14 protein-coding genes and 2 pseudogenes are annotated in these 16,944 nt (G+C 73.4%); 6 read left to right on the forward strand and 10 right to left on the reverse strand.

What is annotated here, in order from left to right; genetic code table 11:
* On the reverse strand, positions 1-437 hold a 437-nt coding region (locus ACIQTO_RS04580), incomplete at its 3' end, for an electron transfer flavoprotein subunit beta/FixA family protein (RefSeq protein ID WP_402382789.1).
* A gap of 390 nt (positions 438-827) precedes the next feature.
* On the opposite strand from ACIQTO_RS04580, the gene ACIQTO_RS04585 reads away from it, so the two are divergent.
* The gene (locus ACIQTO_RS04585; protein ID WP_402382792.1) at positions 828-2,072 is read left to right on the forward strand and encodes a hypothetical protein; all 1,245 of its coding nucleotides are present in this window, start codon (positions 828-830) and stop codon (positions 2,070-2,072) included.
* A 558-nt stretch (positions 2,073-2,630) separates the two neighbouring features.
* Here the strand turns inward: ACIQTO_RS04585 and ACIQTO_RS04590 are convergent.
* A complete protein-coding gene (locus tag ACIQTO_RS04590; protein ID WP_402382795.1) occupies positions 2,631-4,922 on the reverse strand; it encodes an ATP-binding protein in 2,292 nt (763 codons plus the stop codon).
* Between the two features lie 156 nt (positions 4,923-5,078).
* On the opposite strand from ACIQTO_RS04590, the gene ACIQTO_RS04595 reads away from it, so the two are divergent.
* The 4 genes from ACIQTO_RS04595 to ACIQTO_RS04610 all read left to right on the forward strand — a co-directional run bounded on the left by ACIQTO_RS04595 (position 5,079) and on the right by ACIQTO_RS04610 (position 9,816).
* A complete protein-coding gene (locus ACIQTO_RS04595) occupies positions 5,079-8,258 on the forward strand; it encodes an AfsR/SARP family transcriptional regulator (RefSeq protein ID WP_402382798.1) in 3,180 nt (1,059 codons plus the stop codon).
* Between the two features lie 192 nt (positions 8,259-8,450).
* A complete protein-coding gene (locus ACIQTO_RS04600) occupies positions 8,451-8,576 on the forward strand; it encodes a hypothetical protein (protein WP_402382800.1) in 126 nt (41 codons plus the stop codon).
* 278 nt (positions 8,577-8,854) lie between these two features.
* Positions 8,855-9,223: a PadR family transcriptional regulator gene (locus ACIQTO_RS04605; RefSeq protein WP_402382802.1), complete on the forward strand. Its 369-nt coding sequence runs from the start codon at positions 8,855-8,857 to the stop codon at positions 9,221-9,223.
* Positions 9,220-9,816, forward strand: a complete 597-nt coding sequence (locus ACIQTO_RS04610) for an HAAS signaling domain-containing protein (RefSeq protein WP_402382804.1) — start codon at positions 9,220-9,222, stop codon at positions 9,814-9,816. Before ACIQTO_RS04605 ends, ACIQTO_RS04610 begins: the two co-directional genes overlap by 4 nt.
* 92 nt (positions 9,817-9,908) lie before the next feature.
* Here ACIQTO_RS04610 and ACIQTO_RS04615 read toward each other — a convergent pair whose 3' ends face one another.
* The 6 genes and pseudogenes from ACIQTO_RS04615 to ACIQTO_RS04640 form a co-directional block, all read right to left on the reverse strand.
* Positions 9,909-10,706 (reverse strand): family 1 encapsulin nanocompartment shell protein, encoded by a 798-nt coding sequence (locus ACIQTO_RS04615; protein WP_402382807.1) that lies wholly within the window; start codon positions 10,704-10,706, stop codon positions 9,909-9,911.
* Positions 10,703-11,779, reverse strand: coding sequence for a Dyp-type peroxidase (locus ACIQTO_RS04620; RefSeq protein ID WP_402382809.1), 1,077 nt, complete (start codon positions 11,777-11,779; stop codon positions 10,703-10,705). The genes ACIQTO_RS04615 and ACIQTO_RS04620 overlap by 4 nt, the downstream gene beginning before the upstream one ends.
* 1 nt (position 11,780) lies before the next feature.
* Positions 11,781-12,506 (reverse strand): annotated as a pseudogene (locus ACIQTO_RS04625) (aspartate 4-decarboxylase); the annotation flags it as partial.
* 90 nt (positions 12,507-12,596) lie between these two features.
* Positions 12,597-12,743: pseudogene (locus tag ACIQTO_RS04630) on the reverse strand (hypothetical protein); the annotation flags it as partial.
* A gap of 45 nt (positions 12,744-12,788) precedes the next feature.
* On the reverse strand, positions 12,789-12,992 hold the full coding sequence (locus ACIQTO_RS04635; RefSeq protein ID WP_402382812.1) for a hypothetical protein: 204 nt from the start codon (positions 12,990-12,992) through the stop codon (positions 12,789-12,791).
* Between the two features lie 112 nt (positions 12,993-13,104).
* Positions 13,105-14,559 (reverse strand): MFS transporter, encoded by a 1,455-nt coding sequence (locus ACIQTO_RS04640; protein ID WP_402382814.1) that lies wholly within the window; start codon positions 14,557-14,559, stop codon positions 13,105-13,107.
* A 114-nt stretch (positions 14,560-14,673) separates the two neighbouring features.
* Between ACIQTO_RS04640 and ACIQTO_RS04645 the strand changes: the two genes are divergently transcribed.
* Entirely contained in the window at positions 14,674-15,093 is a 420-nt protein-coding gene (locus ACIQTO_RS04645) for a winged helix-turn-helix transcriptional regulator (RefSeq protein WP_402382816.1), read from the forward strand.
* A 100-nt stretch (positions 15,094-15,193) separates the two neighbouring features.
* Here the strand turns inward: ACIQTO_RS04645 and ACIQTO_RS04650 are convergent, their stop codons facing one another.
* Both ACIQTO_RS04650 and ACIQTO_RS04655 read right to left on the reverse strand, forming a co-directional pair.
* Entirely contained in the window at positions 15,194-15,823 is a 630-nt protein-coding gene (locus ACIQTO_RS04650; protein ID WP_402382818.1) for an FMN reductase, read from the reverse strand.
* Positions 15,820-16,932 (reverse strand): LLM class flavin-dependent oxidoreductase, encoded by a 1,113-nt coding sequence (locus ACIQTO_RS04655; RefSeq protein ID WP_402382821.1) that lies wholly within the window; start codon positions 16,930-16,932, stop codon positions 15,820-15,822. Before ACIQTO_RS04655 ends, ACIQTO_RS04650 begins: the two co-directional genes overlap by 4 nt.
* Between the last annotated feature and the right edge of the window lie 12 nt (positions 16,933-16,944).

The raw sequence follows: 16,944 nt of genomic DNA on the forward strand, positions 1-16,944 counted from the left end.
AGCAGCGTCAGCTGCGGCACACCCAGCCGCTCCGCCAACAGCGCCGGCAGCACACCCATCGTGCCGTCCGTCGACGCCATCCCACCGATCACCAGATCGAACCCGGTCTTCTCCAGCGCCTTCGCCACCACCGCCGACGTCCCGATCACATCCGTCCCCCGGATGTCCTCGTCGTTCACGTGCACGGCCTTGTCCGCACCCATCGACAGCGCCTTGCGCAGCGCGTCCTTGGCATCGTCCGGCCCCACCGTCAGCACCGTCACCTCGGCATCGCCGTGCGCCTCGGAGATCCGCAGCGCCTGCTCCACGCCGTACTCGTCCAGCTCCGACAGAAGGCCGTCCACACCCTCCCGGTCGGTGGTGTGGTCGTCCGCGAACCGACGGTCACCCGTCGCGTCCGGCACGTACTTCACACAGACAACGATCCTCAAGCTCATGAGCGGTTCTCCTGATACGGGTGCGCTGGTCCATGGCCTCAGGTCATGCCCAGGGTACTGAGTGCCAAGTCCGGCCCGGCCACGCCCCGCGCGGAGCGGCGCCACCTGGACCGGCATGCCGTGTCGGCTCTCTTCGACTGGCGTCAGAGGCTCGCTCCAGAGAATACGGCACTCAGTACCCCGCGTAAAGGAACTCAGTACCCTTCGGTCGCCGCCGACCGGTCCCGGGCCGGCTCCGGACCCGGCTCCGGGCAAGCGCCCGGGTCGCCCGGCAAGGTTTCCGCAAGCATCGTCCAGGACCCGTCATGGAATCCACCAGACCGCGCGGGCAGACCCCCGGCGGGTCACCGATCCGGGGACCCGGAACCGGGATCAAGGAGGGGGACCGACATGACCTTGGTGCACGGGAAACAGGAGACCACACCCGACGGCCGACGGCCGTGGGCGACGCTGCCGGACTGCAAGGAGGTGCTGGTGGTCGTGCACACCGCGGTGTACGGCCAGCGCCTCCACGACATCTACACCCTGCTCGGCTCCGACCTCCGGGTGAACGTGCAGTTCACCGTGGCGCCGCACGCGTTCAACGGGGGCGCCCAGGCACACCTCCGGCTGCTCGGCGCCGCCGTGGTGCCGTGGGCCGAGGCCGTGCGGCGCGAGTTCGACCTGGTGCTGGCCGCGGGTTCGCAGGGCCTGGACCAGGTGCGCGGCCCGCTGGTCCGGCTGCCGCACGGCGCGGGGCACATGAAGCTCTCCCGGACGGCCGGCGCCGACGGCGAACGCTCCGTCAGCGGGCTCGGGGCGGAGTACGTGACCTGGAACGGCCGGCTGGTACCGGAGGCGTACGCGCTGGCGCACCGGGACGACCTGGCCGAGCTGGGCCGCGGCTGCCCGGAGGCGCTGCCGATCGCCGAGGTGGTCGGTGACGCCTGCTACGACCGGATCGCCGCCGCCCTGCCGGCCCGCGACCACTACCGCGCCGCGCTCGGACTGCGGCCCGGCGAACGGCTGGTCCTGGTCTGCTCCACCTGGGGGTCGGGGTCGCTGTTCACCCGGCTGGACGCCGTCCTGCCCCGGCTCGCGGCGGAACTGCCCCGGCACGGCTACCGGACGGCGCTGCTGGTCCACCCGAACGTGGTCGCCGCGCACGGGCACTGGCAGGTCCGCTCCTGGGCCACGGCCACCGCGCGGGGGGCGGTGACGGTGATCCCGCCGGAGGCGGACTGGCGGCCGCTGCTGGTCGCCGCCGACTTCATCATCGGCGACCACGGCTCGGTCACCCTCTACGGCTCGATGACCGGCGCGCCGATCCTGCTCGCCGAGTACCCGCACCGCGACGTCAACCCGCGCTCGCCGGGCGCGCTGCTCGCCCGCACCGCGCCCGCACTCGCCCCCGGCCACCCGCTGACCGGCCAACTCGCCTACGCCGCCGAGCAGTACCGGCCCGAGGAGTACCGCGCCATCGCCGACCGGATCACCTCCGAGCCGGGCCGGTTCGACCACAACATGCGGCGGCTGCTCTACCGGACCCTCGGCCTGGGCCAGCCCGCGCACGCGCCGGAGCCACCCGCGCTCCCCCGGCCCGCCCCGCTGGACGGCCCGCCGACGCCGCTCCCGCTCTCCTCCGCGCGGGCGTGACCGTGACCGCGCTGCACACGGTGCGACTCGCCCCGGCCGACGGCCCCGCGCCGTCGGCCGGGCTGCCCGCCACCCTGTACGAAGCCCGGATCCACTCCCCCGCGGGCGTCTGCCACGGCCTGCTGGCCAGCTGCCTGCCACCGGGCGCGGGCGACGGGCGGGCGCGCCCGGTGTTCGTCGACGAGCACCTGGCGCTCGACCTGACCGGTCCGGACGCCGCCCGGTGGCGCCACCACGCCGACGTCCTCCACCTCGGCGCCCTCGCCCCGCACGACCCGCACGACCCGCTCGACCGGCTCGGCGAGGTGCTGCGGGCCCATCCGGGCTGCGCGGTCGCCACCGCCGAGTGCGGCGCCGGCGCGGTGCTGGTGCTGGCCCGGACCGGGGGCCGGCTCGCCCTGCGGCTGCGGGAGGGCACCGGCAGCCCGCGCTCCTCCTGGCAGCGGCTGGCCGTCGGCTCGCTCGCGCACGCCTGGCTGGCGGCGGGGCGCGCGCTGGCCGAGATCACCACGGTGGCCGCCTCGGCGTACTACTCCTACGAGGTGCTCGACAGCGTCCTCAGCCGTCCGCGGCGCCTGCCGGGCCACTCGCCGGACCACGTGCCGCGCCGTTCTCCGGACCGTCCGCCGGAGCTCCCGCCGGACCGCGCCGCCCCGCCGCGGCGTCCGGTGCCGGCACACCGCCCGGCCGGGGGGTGAGGCCGGAGCCGCCCTCCAGCGCCCCGACGCGGCCCGCCACCCGGGCCGCGTCGGGTGCGCCGAGCTCCTGGTAGAGGGCCAGCGAGGCCCGGAGCCGCTCCGCCGCCTCGTCGGCCCGGCCGGCCACCCGGGCCAGCTCACCCATGAGTTCCAGCACCCGCGCCTCCCAGCGCCGGGCCCGGCCGGAGCGGAACTCCGCGAGCGCCCGCGTGTAACAGTGCTCGGCGCTGCCGTACGCGCCGAGCGCGGTGTGCGCCTGCCCGAGGAAGGCGAGCGCGCGGGCCGCCTCGTAGGGGGCCCGGACCTCGGTCAGCTCCCGGTGCGCCGCGGTGATGACCTCGACGGCCCTCGCCGCGCGACCGGACGCGAGCAGCACGTCGCCGAGCGCCAGCCGGGCGAGCGCGGCGCCGCGCGGATAGCCCTCCGCCTCCCGCAGTCCGACCGCCTCGTGCAGGCAGTCGGCGGCCTCGGCCAGCCGGCCCGCCGTCCGGTGGGTCTGGCTCAGCCCGTAGAGCGCGTCCGCCTGCCCGAGCCGGTCCGCCGCCGCCCGGGCCGACGCCAGTGCCTCGGCGAACCACTCGGCCGCCTCCGTGTCCTCGCCCGCGTTGCGCAGACCGTTGCCGCCGGAGGTCAGCATCCGCAGCTCCCCGTCGCGGTGGCCGGCCGTCCGGGCGGCCGCCAGGCCGAGCCGGTGCGCCTCGACCCAGAGCCGGGCCGGGCGCAGCCGCAGGAACAACGGCCACATGGCGTCGGCCAGTTGCCAGACCAGCGCCGGCCGGTCGGTCTCCGCAGCCCAGCGCAGCGCGGCGGCCAGCCGGGCCGTCTCACCGTCCAGCCAGCCGAGCGCCTCGGCCTCGTCGCCGAACTCCCGGGCCCCGGACACCGGTCCGCTCCCGTAGTCGCGCCGCAGCGTGCGGTGGGTCGGGGTCACCAGCGCCTCGGCGGCGGTGGTGGAGGCGAGGTACCAGTCGAGCACCCGGCCCGCGGCGGCCAGGCCCTCCGGCGCCAGGCGGACCGTTTCCGCACAGGCCCGCGCATGCAGCTTCACCAGGTCGTGGAACCGGAAACCGCCGCTCACCTCCTCCAGCAGGTGGACGTCGATCAGCCCGTCCAGCAGCCGGTCCGCCTCGGCCGCGGACACGCCCCCCGCCACCCGGACGACGTCCGGGGTGAAGACCGGGAACGGCAGGAGGCCGAGCAGCCGGTAGAGCCGGGCCGCGTCCGCCTCCAGCACCTCGAAGGACGCGTCCAGGACGTTGCGCACGGTCTCCCCCTCCACATCCAGGGCCGCCAGCCGGTCGGCCTCGTGCCCGAGCGCCTCGGCGGTGACGGCGAGCGCCTGGACCGGACGCGCCGCGATCCGGGCCGCGGCCAGGCAGACCGCCAGCGGCAGGCCCGCGCAGCGCTCCACCACCTCGGCGGCGGCGGCCCGTTCGCGGGCCACCCGCTCCTCGCCCACCCGCTGGGAGAGCAGCCGCGCGGAGGCCTCGTCCGGCAGCAGCCCCAACGGCCGGAAGACCGCGCCGTCTATCCCCAGCCCGGTCAGCCGGCGCCGGCTGGTCACCACCACCAGGGCGTGCTCCGACCCCGGCAGCAGCGGCCGGACCTGCGCGGACGTCGAGGCGTTGTCGAGCAGCACCGCGATCCGGCGCTCCGCCGCCAGCGACCGCCAGAGCGCCGCCCCCTCCGCCAGATCGCCCGGTACCGGTGCGATCCCGAAGGCCCGGAGGAAGGCCCCCAGCGCCTCGGCCGGATCGGCCGGTCCGCCGGGGGCGTGCCCGCGGAGGTCGGCGTACAGCTGGCCGTCCGGGAACTGCCCCGCCAGGCCGCGCAGCCACTGGGCGGCCAACGCCGTCTTCCCCACCCCGGCCGGGCCGGTCACCACCAGGGTGACGTCCGCCGCCTCCGGAGCGTCGTCCAACGACCGGTCCAGCGCGGCGAGCTCGTCCTCGCGACCGACCAGGCGGCGTGGTACCGGCGGCAGTTGGCGCGGCACCGGGAGTGCGACGGCCGCGGCGGCGGGTGCGTGCAGGTGCACACCGCCGTGAATCGCCCCCGCCTGCACCACCGAACCGTCCACCCGCCCACCGGCCACCGAGTTCAGCTGACCCGGCGGCGCCCCGCTGCCGGCCCGTCCCGTCCGTGGCTCCACTGGCTCCCCCTACCCGCAGGCCGACGCGTCCGAGTGGCCGGGCCGCACGGGGCGTGATCGATCGATGTGATCAATTGCCGTGCGGCCAGTACCACATGATTGACAGTCATATCGAGAATATGTCGGAACGACCACTTGCAGAAGAAGGCGGGTGGTATGGCAGCGGCCCCCGAAATCGTGCGATGCTCACCTGCGACACAGCAAGCTGGTAGCCAACCGGCGGGGGGCGTCACCGTGGAGTTCCATCTCCTGGGTTCAGTTGAACTGTCGGTAAACGGAAGGCTGTTGCCGATCCGCTCGGACAAGCGGCGACGGCTCCTCGCGGCTCTGGCACTGGACGTCGGCCGTCCGCTCTCCCATCAGTCACTGGCCTACCGGCTCTGGGACGAGGAACCGCCGCCCAGCGCCGTGGCCAGCATCTACAGCCATATTTCACACATTCGGAGCACGCTGCGGATGGCCGTCGAGGCCGAAGGGCTGCGCGGCCCCCACGAGATCCCCTCGGTCGACAGCCAATCGCATACGTACACTCTGCGGACGGACCCGCAGCAGATTGACTGGCACCGCTACCTCGACCTTTCCCGTCAGGCCCGGCTGCTCGCCGACAACGGCGAGGACCACCAGGCCCGCACCGTCCTCAGCCGCGCCGAGGAGCTGTGGCGCGGCGAGCCCCTCGCCGGCGTCCCCGGCGGCTGGGCGCACAGCACCCGTACCACCATGGCCGACCAGCGCCTCGCCACCACCCTGCTGCGCGTCGAGATCGAACTCCGGCTCGGCCGCTTCACCGACCTCATCCCCGAACTCACCGCCCTGCGCGAGGAGCGCCCCACCGACGAACGCCTCGCCGCCCATCTGATGGCCGCCCTCCACGGCGCCGGACGGCAGGCCGAGGCCCTCGCCGTGTACCCGGCCGTCGTCCGCCTCCTGCGGGCCGAACTCGGCACCGCCCCGGGCCCGGCCCTGGCGCGCGTGCACGAGCGGATCCTGAACGGCACACCCTCGGCGGAGCCCCCGGCCCGCCCCGGGGCGGGCCGGGCGGGGGCCGACCGCCGGCCGGCCGCACCGTCCGGCCCCCACGCCCGACAGCGCATGATCGGCCGCGAGGACGAGCTGCGGCGGCTCCTCAGCGGACCGGACGCCGAGCTGGCGAACGGCGGTGTCATGACGGTCTCCGCGATCCTGGGGATGGCGGGCATCGGCAAGACCACCCTCGCGCTGCACGCGGCGCATCTCATGCGGGAGCGGTTCCCCGACGGCTACGTCCACCTGAACCTCCGTGCCCATGCGGGCACCCAGCACCCCCTGACGGCAGACGCCCTGGCCGCCACACTGCTCCGACGGCTCGGCATACCGGCGATATCCATCCCGCTGGACTCGGAGGAGCTCGCCGCCCTCTGCAGCGAGGCACTCTCCACCCGGCGCGCGGTCGTCGTCCTCGACGACGCGTCCAGCGCCGCCCAGATCCGAGCGCTCCTGCCCGCGGCCCCCTCCTCCCTGGTGATCGTCACCAGCCGGCACCGGCTGGGCCACCTGCCCGGCGCCCGGCCGATCTTCCTCGACATCCTGCCGGTCGACGACGCGGTGGCACTCTTCACCGAGGTGGTGGGCCCCGAACGGGCCGACAACCGCGGTCGCATCGTCGAGATCGTGGACCGCTGCGGCTTACTGCCCCTCGCCGTGGAGCTCGCCGCCAGCCGGTTCAAGGCACGCCCGTCCTGGACTCTGGACCATCTCGCCCAGCGGCTCTCCCGCAAGACCGGCCGCCTCTCCGAGATCCGCAGCGGCTCGGACAGCATCGCCCGCGCGTTCGAGGTTTCGTACCAGTCGTTGCCGGCCGAGCAGCAGTCCGCATTCCGGCTCCTCGGCCTGTATCCGGGACCGGATATCGGACTGCACACGGCGGCGGCGCTGATCGGGCGGACGGTCGACGAAACCGACCACATTCTCGAGGGCCTTCTCGACTGCCATCTGCTGCGCGAGAATGTTCCCGAGCGATACGAACTCCACGACCTCCTAAGGGAGTTCGCCGTCATACTGGCGCGCCAGGAGAGTGCCGGGGAAGAGGTGCCGGCGATCAGGCGCCTGCTCGGATTCGCCCTGAGCGCGACCGACCGGGCGGACCAGCTGCTCTACCCCCGCAGGTCACGGCTGCCCCTGCCGTTACTGGATCACATCGCGTACCCGGCCGGACTGCCGGACGATCTCGCGCTGAACTCGGCGGAGAATGCCAGGAATTGGCTGGAGGACGAACACGCGGGACTGGTCGCGCTGGTGACTCACGCGCGGCAGGCCGGTCTCCCCGAGGCGGCCGCGTGGCTCTCCCACGTCCTCGCCGGCCATCTGGACGCCGAGGCCTACTGGAGCGAGGCCCACGACATGCACCAGGCGGCCGTCACGCACTGGCGCTCGACAGCGAACGACCGCTGCGAGACAAGGGCACTGATCAACCTGGGTGCGACGCTCGCCAACGCCTCGCGCTACCCCGCCGCCGTCGGGGCCCTGGAGCGCGGACTCGCCCTGGCCCGCGCCGAGGAGGACCCGGACGCCGCGGCGGAGGCACTGAGCATCCTGAGCGGGCTGCTGTGGCACCGGAGCTCGCTGCGCGAGGCACTGGCCCTCCAGAAGGAGGCACTGCAGATCCGAAGAGACTCCGGGGACCTCTGGAACACCGCACGGCACCTCGCGAACATCGGCATCATCCAGAATTCCCTGGGGAACCAGGAGAAGGCCTTCAGCGCCTACCGAAGCGCCCTCCCGCTCGCTCGGAGGCTCCGCAACAGAACTCTCGAAATGCGCATCCTCAACAATCTCGGAGACCTTCACCTCGGACTCCAGGAGTATGAATCGGCACGCATTTCATTCGAACAGGTACTGGACAGCGGCGACGGCTTCATGTCGCAATTCGACCTCGCCGTGGTCCGGGTCAATCTGGCGACATCGCTCCCTGTTCCGGAAGAGCTCGACCGGGCTTTGACCCTTTACCGTTCGGCACTGACCACATTCCGATCGGCGGGCAGCATCCGGCACGAGGCCGTCGCCCTCAACGGGCTGGGTGTCGCCCTCTTCGCCGCCGGCCGCCACGCCGACGCCCGCGACCAGCACGCCATAGCGCTTGAACTGGCCCGATCCGTCGGCACCACCCGGGAGGCCGCCGCCGCCCTGCGCGGCCTCGGCCACTGCGAGAACGCGCTCGGTTCGACCGAGAACGCCGTCGCACACCTGACCGAGGCGATCGCGCTGGCCGAACAGGCCGAGGCCACCGACGAGGCGGCCCTGGCGCGCGGGGCGCTGGCACGGCTGCGAATTCAAACAGGTGGCGACAGCATTGCCGGATAAGCTACCGAACAGGTAAGCGAAGCAGTCTTGTCCAGGACCGGTCATTCGAGCCGCAGAAGCGGACCTCCGTTGGCGTACTAGCACCACCAGGACCTCGCCACAAGCAAAGTTGGCGGTCACGGCATTCGACTGCTAGTACTAGTGCGCAGAGGGATTCCTCACATGCCAACGAGCACGAAAGAACGGTACGTCGTGTCCGAGAACACCAGCTTCCGCACCCGTCCGGCAGCTCCCAGCACCCGCCCGTTCGCGACCAACCGATCCGGCGAGTCCTCGTTCGTCTGGGAGATCGCGATCTGGTGCCTGACGCTCGCGTAGGACGCAGTTCGGGGCCCGGCCGGGACCGGCCGGGCCCCGCCCACAGAGTTCCGGGGCGACACCCCGCGACGACCGGCCCGTGACCGCTCCGGGCCGACAGCCGGGCCCGGCCGCTCCGGGCGCGTGAACACCCCGCGCCGAGCCGCCGCACCGGCACCGACCCGCTTCACCCACCCCGCCGCCCCGGGCCGCCGGCCGCCCGCCGTCCGCCGCCCGCCGCCCGGGAACCCACCGGGACCCACCTGGACATCCGTGCCCGTCGTGCTACCTTGCTTTGCATGGTAGATGGCAATGCAAGCATCCCCGACGCGGACGGCCGCGTGGCGAGCCAACTCCGCAAGGGGGTCCTGGAGTACTGCGTCCTGGCGCTGCTGCGGGACGGTCCCCGCTACGGCGTGGAGCTGCTGGCGGAGCTCGCCCGGGTCGAGGTGATGGCCACCAGCCAGGGCACGATCTACCCCCTGCTGTCACGTCTGCGGCGGACCGGGCTCGCCGACACCCACCTGCGGGAGTCCGAGAGCGGACCGCCGCGGAGGTACTACACGCTCACCGACGCCGGCCGGAGCGCCCTGGAGGAGTTCACCGCGAACTGGCCCTCCTTCCGTGCCGCCGTCGACCACTTCCTCACCCCTGGAGAGACGACGTGAACGACACTCTCGCCCACCCCCTCGTGCGGGTCTTCCTCTCCTCGGTCGAGCAGCGGACCGCCGCCCTTCCGGAGGCGCACCGCCGTGAGCTGCTGGCGGATCTGCGCGAGCACATCGCGGTGGCGCTGGCGGAGGCCGGCACCCTGGACGACGCCGGTGTGCGCCGCGTCCTGGACCAGTTGGGGACCCCGGCGGAGATCACGGCGGCCGCGCTGGCCGAGGAGCCCGGCGACCAGCCGGTGGCGGAGAGCGCCGGACGCACCGTGCTCACCGTCGCCCTCGTCGCCGTGCCGCTGCCGGTCGGGCTCGTGCCGGTGCTCGGCCTGGTCCTCTCCCCGGTCGCCGCGGTCGCCGCCCTCGTCCGGCTGTGGAAGTCCCGCCAGTGGTCACGGCCGGAGAAGCTGCGGGCGACCGTGCTGATGCTCTCGCCGGTCCTCACCGTCCCGCTGCTCGCCGGCGTGGTGTCGGTGGCGTCCGGCGGCCTGAGCGCGCGCACGGTGCTGATCCCGCTCCTGGCGGCCCTGGTGCTTCCGGTGGTCGCCGCCGTGGGCCTCCACCGGTCGGCCGCCCGGCTCCGGGAGCAGCGGCGGTAGCGGTGGCGGTGCCCACCGGAGCCGGTGCCCACCGGACCGGGGCGGCCCGGAGCCGGGGCGGCCGCCCCGGCTCGGTGCGCGGACGCCCGGCGTCACCCGACCAGGGCGACGGCGGCCTCGGCGGTGTACAGGCGGAAGGTCAGTGACTCCTGCAGGTAGAGGTCGACCGAATCGGCGTCGTGGGAGAGGTAGCCGACCGAGATGTCCTGGCCGAGGACGAGTTCGAAGTCGCCTCCGCGCGCCGACAGCAGGAAGGCGCCCTCGATGGCGGGGGCCCAGATGATCTCGCCGTCGAGCAGGCGGGCGATGTGCGCCGCCACGGGGTAGCCGTGGTCGCTGGTCTCACTGACGGCGGTGAAGGCGTCGGCGCCGAGCAGGAGGGCGTAGGGCCCGCCGACACCGGCGAGGCGCAGCGCGGTGAGCGCCCTGCTGACCGCGTTCGGGTACTCGCGGACGTCCGCCGGGAGGTGGATCGCGGGGTTGCTCGCACCGGCGCGGATCCCCTCGATGGCGGCGGCCCGGTACCCCTCGAAGACCGCGCGGTCCTCGGCGAGGGCGATGGTGCGGGCCGCCTCCTTGACCGGCTGCCAGTCGGAGTCGCGGGAGCCGCGCTCGACGTCGTCGACGGCGGCGCGGCTGACGGTGAAGGGCACCCGGAGTTCGACGACGGGCTGGGAGTCACGGGCGTGCGCGAGCACACCGTCGGCGGGCGGGGTGATGCCGGTCAGGTGGCCGGTGCCGACGGCGGCGAGGGTGGTGCCCTCGGGGCCGCTCAGGTCCACCACCCGGCGGCCCGCGATGTGCAGGGTGAAGGTCTGCCGGGCCTCCTCCTCGATCTCCTCCCAGGCCGCGGTGGAGATGGGGGCCAGGTCGCGGTGCAGATTGCTCATGACGAAGGGGTCCCTTTCAGGCTGCCGATGCCGAGCGAGCCGTCGGCGGCGGCGGTGATGGCGGTGATGGCGGTAGCGGCGGTGGCGCTGTCGGGGCCGGCTCCGGGCGCGGCCGGCGGATCGTCGAGGAACGCGGCGGTCGGGACGAAGAAGAGCGACCCGGTCACCGCGGTGGAGAAGTCGAGCAGCCGGTCGTGGCCGCCCGGCGGACGGCCGACGAACATGTTGCGCAGCATCTCCTCCGTCACCTCGGGGGTGCGCGAGTAGCCGATGAAGTACGTCCCGAACTCGCCGTCCCCGTCGAAGGATCCGAACGCCATGTTGAAGCGCATGATCTGCCGCTCCTCACCGTCCGGGCCGGTGACGGTGGTGAGGGCGACGTGCGAGTCGGCGGGCTTGGTCGCGTCGTCCAGTTCGATGTCGGTGAGCTTGGTCCGGCCGACGGCCCGCTCCTGCTGTTCGACCGGGAGGGCGTTCCAGGCGCCGAGGTCGTGCAGGTACTTCTGGACGACGACGTAGCTGCCGCCGGCGAACGGCGCGTCCTCCCAGCCGATCGCCACGGCGGCCGCGGCCGCCCGGCCCTCCGGGTTCTCGGTGCCGTCGACGAAGCCGAGCAGGTCGCGGTCGTCGAAGTAGCGGAAGCCGTGGACGGAGTCGACGACGGCGGCGGCGCCGGCGAGCCGCCGGGTGAGCTGGCCGGCCAGCTCGAAGCAGAGGTCCAGCCGGGCGGCCCGCAGGTGGAGCAGCAGGTCACCGGGGGTGGCCGGGGCCCGGTGGCGGGGGCCCGCCACCTCCTGGAAGGGGTGCAGCCCGGCGGGCCGGGGGCCGGCGAAGAGCCGGTCCCAGAGGTCGGAGCCGATGCCGGTGACGCAGGTCAGCCCGGCGTCGGGGGCGCGGAAGCCGACCGAGCGCCGCAGGCCGGCGAGGTCGGGCAGCAGGTCGCGGACGGCCGGTTCGCCGCCGGGGTCGACGGTGAGCACCAGGAAGATCGCGGCGTCGGTCAGCGGGCCGAGGACGGCCTGCGGTTCCCCGGCGGGGGTGCTCCGGGTCTCGGGGGGCGTGACGGAGTCCACCTCAGGCCTCCCGCGTGCTTTCCCACTCGCCCCGGTAGTCGGCGAAGACCTGCTTCAGGTGGTGGCCGATCTTCAGGTGGTCGAGGTCGTCCAGGTTGGCCGGCGAGACCCGTACCGACCACTGCGGGCCGTCGAAGCCGCCTCCGTTGAGCAGCACGACGCCGGTCTGCTCGGCGAGGCGGAACAGCGGTTCGGTCGGCTCGTAGTTCTTCTCCAGGAAGGCCGCGAAGTCCTTCCCCGCGATGCGCTCGGCCTCGGCCAGCAGGTCCAGCTCGATGGAGTAGCCGGTTCGTTGCGGATCGTCCGCGATCCTCATGCCCGAACCCTCCAGCAGCAGGTCCAGCCGCTGCCGGACGGCGGCCCGCACCTTCGCCTTGTGGGCCTTGCCCTCGGGCAGGAGGGCGAACAGCGAGAACAGCGTCATCTGCGCCTGTTGCGGCAGGCTCAGGCCGGCGGGGTGGTTGAGGGCGACCTGCCGGGAGTCGGCGACCAGGCGGTCGATGAAGCGGATCTTCCCGGGTTCCAGGCTGAGGGTGCCGTACCGGCGGGCGAGGCGTTCCCGCTCGGCCTCCGGCAGGGCGGCGATCAGCTCGTCGATCACGTTGTCGCGGTCCAGGCCGATCACGCCGAGGCGGTGGCCGGTGGCGCCGTAGTGCTTGGAGTAGGAGTGGACCAGCAGGGTGTTGCGGGGCAGCTCGGCGGCGAGGGTGCGGAAGCCCTCCACGAAGGGGCTGAGCCGGGCCAGTCGGCGGATCTCCTCGCGACCGGTGGTGGGCTTGCTCATGTCGCTTCAACTCTCCTGGGAATCGAGGGCGGTTCAGCCGAGCAGGGCGACGATCACGGCGCCCCGGATGGTCAGCAGGACGTTTCCGGCGGCGTACGGGATCGTGTAACCGAGGGTCGGGATCTGACTGCGGGCCGACTCGTTGATCGCGCCGATCGCGGCGGTGGTGGTCTGGGCACCCGTTCCCTCCTGGCTGCGCGCCGCGCAGTCCGCCGGTCCGTCGACTCAATCGCCCGGCAGGCCGGCCGGCACCCGGCCGGCGTGCTGGGGCGGGAGAGCGTCGTCGGTGCAGGTGATCGTGCGGCCGGGCGGGACGCCGGGGAGCGCGAGGACGGGGTGCTCCCGCGTCGCGTTCACCCGGGACGCTCCGTCCGCCCGTGGCGCGAGGGCGGCGCTCGGGGCGTGACGGGCCGCCGGCAATCTGATCATGTGTACGATTACACCGCATAGCGGACATTTAGGCACGGCCAACACGCACCCGTTCGGCCCTCGACCGACGGGGAGCCGTCGAGGGCCGAACGGGTGGCGCGACGTCAACCGGTCAGCCCGACACCTCGCGGCCGGCCGCCGCGCGCCGTCGCCCCGGACCCACCGCGGTCACCAGCGCACCCAGCAGGACCGCCGCCACCGGCACCACCAGCGCCGCCCGGAAACCGTCCAGCCCCGCCCGCGCACCACCGCCGGCCTCGGTCGCGGCCAGGTTCACCGCCGTCACCGCCGAGAGCCCGAGCGCCGCACCGAACTGGAACGCGGTGTTGAGCAGCCCGCCGGCCAGGCCCTGCTCGTGCTCGGCGATCCCCTCGGTGGCGGCGATGGTCAGCGGCCCGTAGGCGAGGGCGAAGGCCAGACCGGTCAGGATCATGGTCGGGAACATCATCGGGTAGGTCCAGTCCAGCCCCACCGGCAGGAACAGCCCGTACGACAGCGCCGCCAGGCAGAAGCCGCCGAGGATCACCCGGGCGTTGCCGAACCGCTCGACCAGCTTGGGCGTGAGGGTGGGCGCCAGCACCGCGTCCACCCCGACCGCGAGCAGCGCCAGACCGGTCTGCACCGGGGACCAGCCGCGCAGGTCCTGCAGATAGAGGGTGACGACGAACTGGAAGCCGAAGAAGGAGCCGGCGAAGAGCATCGCGCCGAGGTTGGCCCGCACCAGCGCGCCGGAACGCAGCAGGCCGAGCCGGACCAGCGGCGAGGCCGAGCGCCGCTCGATCACCGCGAAGGCCGCCAGCAGGGCGAGCCCGCCGGCCAGGGTGGCCGCCGTCAGGCCCGCCGACGCGCCCGGCTCACCGAGCCGGACCACGGTGTAGACCAGCAGCAGCATGGCACCGGTCACGGCGACCGCCCCGGCCAGGTCGAACCGCTCGCCGGAGCGCCGCACGGGCGGTTCGTCGCGCGGGATCAGCGGCAGGGCCGCCAGCAGCAGGGCGCCCGCCAGCACCACCGGGGCGAAGAACACCCAACGCCAGCCGACCGCCGTCAGCAGCCCGCCGGCCACCAGGCCGAGCGAGAAGCCGGCCGCCGCCGTGCCCGCGTACACCAGCAGGGCGCGGTTGCGCCGGGGACCCTCGGCGAACGTGGTGGTGATGACCGCCAGCCCGGCCGGGGTCATGAAGGCCGCCGAGAGCCCGGTCACGAACCGGGCCAGGACCAGCACCCACCCCTCGGTGGCCAGCCCGCCGAGACCGGAGAAGAGGACGAAGACGGTGAGCCAGAGCAGGAACATCCGGCGCCGGCCCAGCAGGTCGGCCGTGCGGCCGCCGAGCAGCATGAACCCGCCGTATCCGAGGACGTAGGCGCTCAGCACCCAGCTGAGCGAGCCGGTGGACATGCCCAGGTCGGCGCGGATCGACGGCAGCGCCACGTTCAGCATGGCGACGTCGATGCCCTCCAGGAAGATCGCGCCGCAGAGGACGAGGAGCACGGCGGCGTCCCGCCCGCCGAGGCGCGGCGGCGCCCCGGGGACGGCGGTTCCGGGCACGGCTGATGACACGGACATGTGAGGTCTCCTGGCGAAGGACGGGGAGGCGAGGGACAGCCGCGACACGGTTCCGGTTCGGCCGGTCGGTTCCCTCTTGTAACCACTCGTCATCCTGCGGCAGCATCAGGAGGCATGGAAGAAGGCACTTTGAAGTTACCGACGCACTGCACGGGTACCGAGGACGGCTACGACGTCCTGCAGTGGGACGTTCGGGAGGACTGCGAAGTCCGGCAGATCCTCGACCGGGTCGCCGACAAGTGGTCCCTGCTGGTCATCGCGCTGCTGGACCGCCGGTCACTGCGCTTCACCGAGCTGCGGCGCGAGATCGACGGCATCAGCCAGCGGATGCTGACCGTGACGCTGCGCCAGCTGGAGCGGGACGGCCTGGTCTCCCGGACGGTCCACCCCGTCGTCCCGCCCCGGGTGGACTACGCGCTGACGCCGCTCGGGCGCACCCTGCACGCCACCATCCAGTCGCTGGTCCACTGGACGGAGGCGCACCAGCGGGAGATCGCGACGGCCCGGGCCGCGTACGACGCCCGCGAGGCCTGACGCCCGCGGGACCCGGCCCGCGCGCCGCCCGCGGGCGCACGGGTGAGGGGCGGGCCGCCCGGCCCGCCCCTCACCCCCTGTGCCGCGCCCGCCCGCGCCGTCAGGCCCGCAGGGCCGCCAGCTGCTCGGCGAACGGCACCACGGCCACCGGCTCCGCCGACGCCGTCTCCGCCGGGCCGCGCCCGGCCACCAGGGCGGCCAGCTCACCGGCCGCCCGGTCGATCCGGCCCGGCAGGCCGTCGGTGTGCCGGTCCCCCGTCGCGCCCCAGTCGTCCGTCGCCGCGTACACCGCCGTGGGGACGACCACCGACCGCAGGTAGCCGAACAGCGGCCGGACGGCGTGCTCCAGGGCGAGCGAGTGCCGGGGGGTGCCGCCGGTGGCGGCGATCAGCACCGGCTTCCCGGCGAGCGCGTCGTGGTCGATCACGTCGAAGAAGGACTTGAACAGACCGCTGTAGGACGCGGTGAAGATCGGCGTCACGGCGATCAGGCCGTCCGCGTGCGTCACCGCCTCGACCGCCGCGCGCAGCTCCGCACCCGGGAACCCGGTCACGAGGTTGTGCGCGATCTCGGTGGCGAGGTCCCGCAGTTCGATCACCGTGACGTCCACCGCCGCACCGGACGCACCGAGCCGGCGGACCGCCGACTCGGCCAGCCGGTCGGCCAGCAGGCGCGTCGAGGACGGCTTGCTCAGCCCGGCGGTGACCACCACCAGTCGGTACGCGCTCACTTGGCCACCTCCGTCGTCTCCTCCTGCTGCCGCGCGGCGAGTTCGGCCGCGACCCGGGACGCGTGCGTCGGCCCGTCCGGGACGCCGGCCGGGCGGCCCTTGGCGAACTCCTCGCGCAGCACCGGCACGACCTCCTCGCCGAGCAGGTCCAGCTGCTCCAGCACCGTCTTCAGCGGCAGACCGGCGTGGTCCATCAGGAAGAGCTGGCGCTGGTAGTCGCCGAACGACTCGCGGAAGGTCAGCGTCTTCTCGATGACCTCCTGCGGACTGCCCACGGTGAGCGGGGTCTGCTCGGTGAACTCCTCCAGCGAGGGCCCGTGCCCGTACACCGGCGCGTTGTCGAAGTACGGGCGGAACTCGCGCACCGCGTCCTGCGAGTTCTTCCTCATGAACAGCTGCCCGCCGAGGCCGACGTAGGCCTGCTCCGCCGTGCCGTGCCCGTAGTGGGCGTAGCGCTCGCGGTAGAGGTCGACCAGCTTCTGGAAGTGCTCCTTGGGCCAGAAGATGTTGTTCGCGAAGAAGCCGTCACCGTAGTAGGCGGCCTGCTCGGCGATCTCCGGGCTGCGGATCGAGCCGTGCCAGACGAACGGCGCGACGCCGTCCAGCGGGCGCGGGGTGGCGGTGAAGGACTGCAGCGGGGTGCGGAAGCGGCCCGACCAGTCCACCACGTCCTCGCGCCAGAGCTGGTGCAGCAGCGCGTAGTTCTCGATCGCGAGCGGGATGCCCTGGCGGATGTCCTTGCCGAACCACGGGTACACCGGTCCGGTGTTGCCGCGGCCCATCATCAGGTCGACCCGGCCGTCCGCGAGGTGCTGCAGCATCGCGAAGTCCTCGGCGATCTTCACCGGGTCATTGGTGGTGATCAGCGTGGTCGAGGTGGAGAGGATGAGGCGCTCGGTCTGCGCGGCTATGTAGCCGAGCATGGTCGTCGGCGAGGACGGGACGAACGGCGGGTTGTGGTGCTCGCCGGTCGCGAAGACGTCCAGGCCGACCTCCTCGGCCTTGCGGGCGATGGCCACCATCGCCTTGATCCGCTCATGCTCGGTCGGGGTGCGGCCGGTGGTCGGGTCGGGGGTGACGTCGCCGACGGTGAAGATTCCGAACTGCATGCTGCTCACCAC

The sequence above is a fragment of the Kitasatospora sp. NPDC091207 genome (assembly GCF_044768625.1).
Taxonomy (GTDB): Bacteria; Actinomycetota; Actinomycetes; order Streptomycetales; family Streptomycetaceae; genus Kitasatospora.

Excerpts from the sequence above, each read along its gene's own strand:
- ACIQTO_RS04605 (WP_402382802.1), top strand. The coding sequence starts at position 8,855 with ATGGTAGATGGCAATGCAAGCATCCCCGACGCGGACGGCCGCGTGGCG.
- ACIQTO_RS04640 (WP_402382814.1), bottom strand. The coding sequence starts at position 14,559 with ATGTCCGTGTCATCAGCCGTGCCCGGAACCGCCGTCCCCGGGGCGCCG.
- ACIQTO_RS04615 (WP_402382807.1), bottom strand. The coding sequence starts at position 10,706 with ATGAGCAATCTGCACCGCGACCTGGCCCCCATCTCCACCGCGGCCTGG.
- ACIQTO_RS04655 (WP_402382821.1), bottom strand. The coding sequence starts at position 16,932 with ATGCAGTTCGGAATCTTCACCGTCGGCGACGTCACCCCCGACCCGACC.
- ACIQTO_RS04585 (WP_402382792.1), top strand. The coding sequence starts at position 828 with ATGACCTTGGTGCACGGGAAACAGGAGACCACACCCGACGGCCGACGG.
- ACIQTO_RS04635 (WP_402382812.1), bottom strand. The coding sequence starts at position 12,992 with ATGATCAGATTGCCGGCGGCCCGTCACGCCCCGAGCGCCGCCCTCGCG.
- ACIQTO_RS04645 (WP_402382816.1), top strand. The coding sequence starts at position 14,674 with ATGGAAGAAGGCACTTTGAAGTTACCGACGCACTGCACGGGTACCGAG.
- ACIQTO_RS04595 (WP_402382798.1), top strand. The coding sequence starts at position 5,079 with ATGGCAGCGGCCCCCGAAATCGTGCGATGCTCACCTGCGACACAGCAA.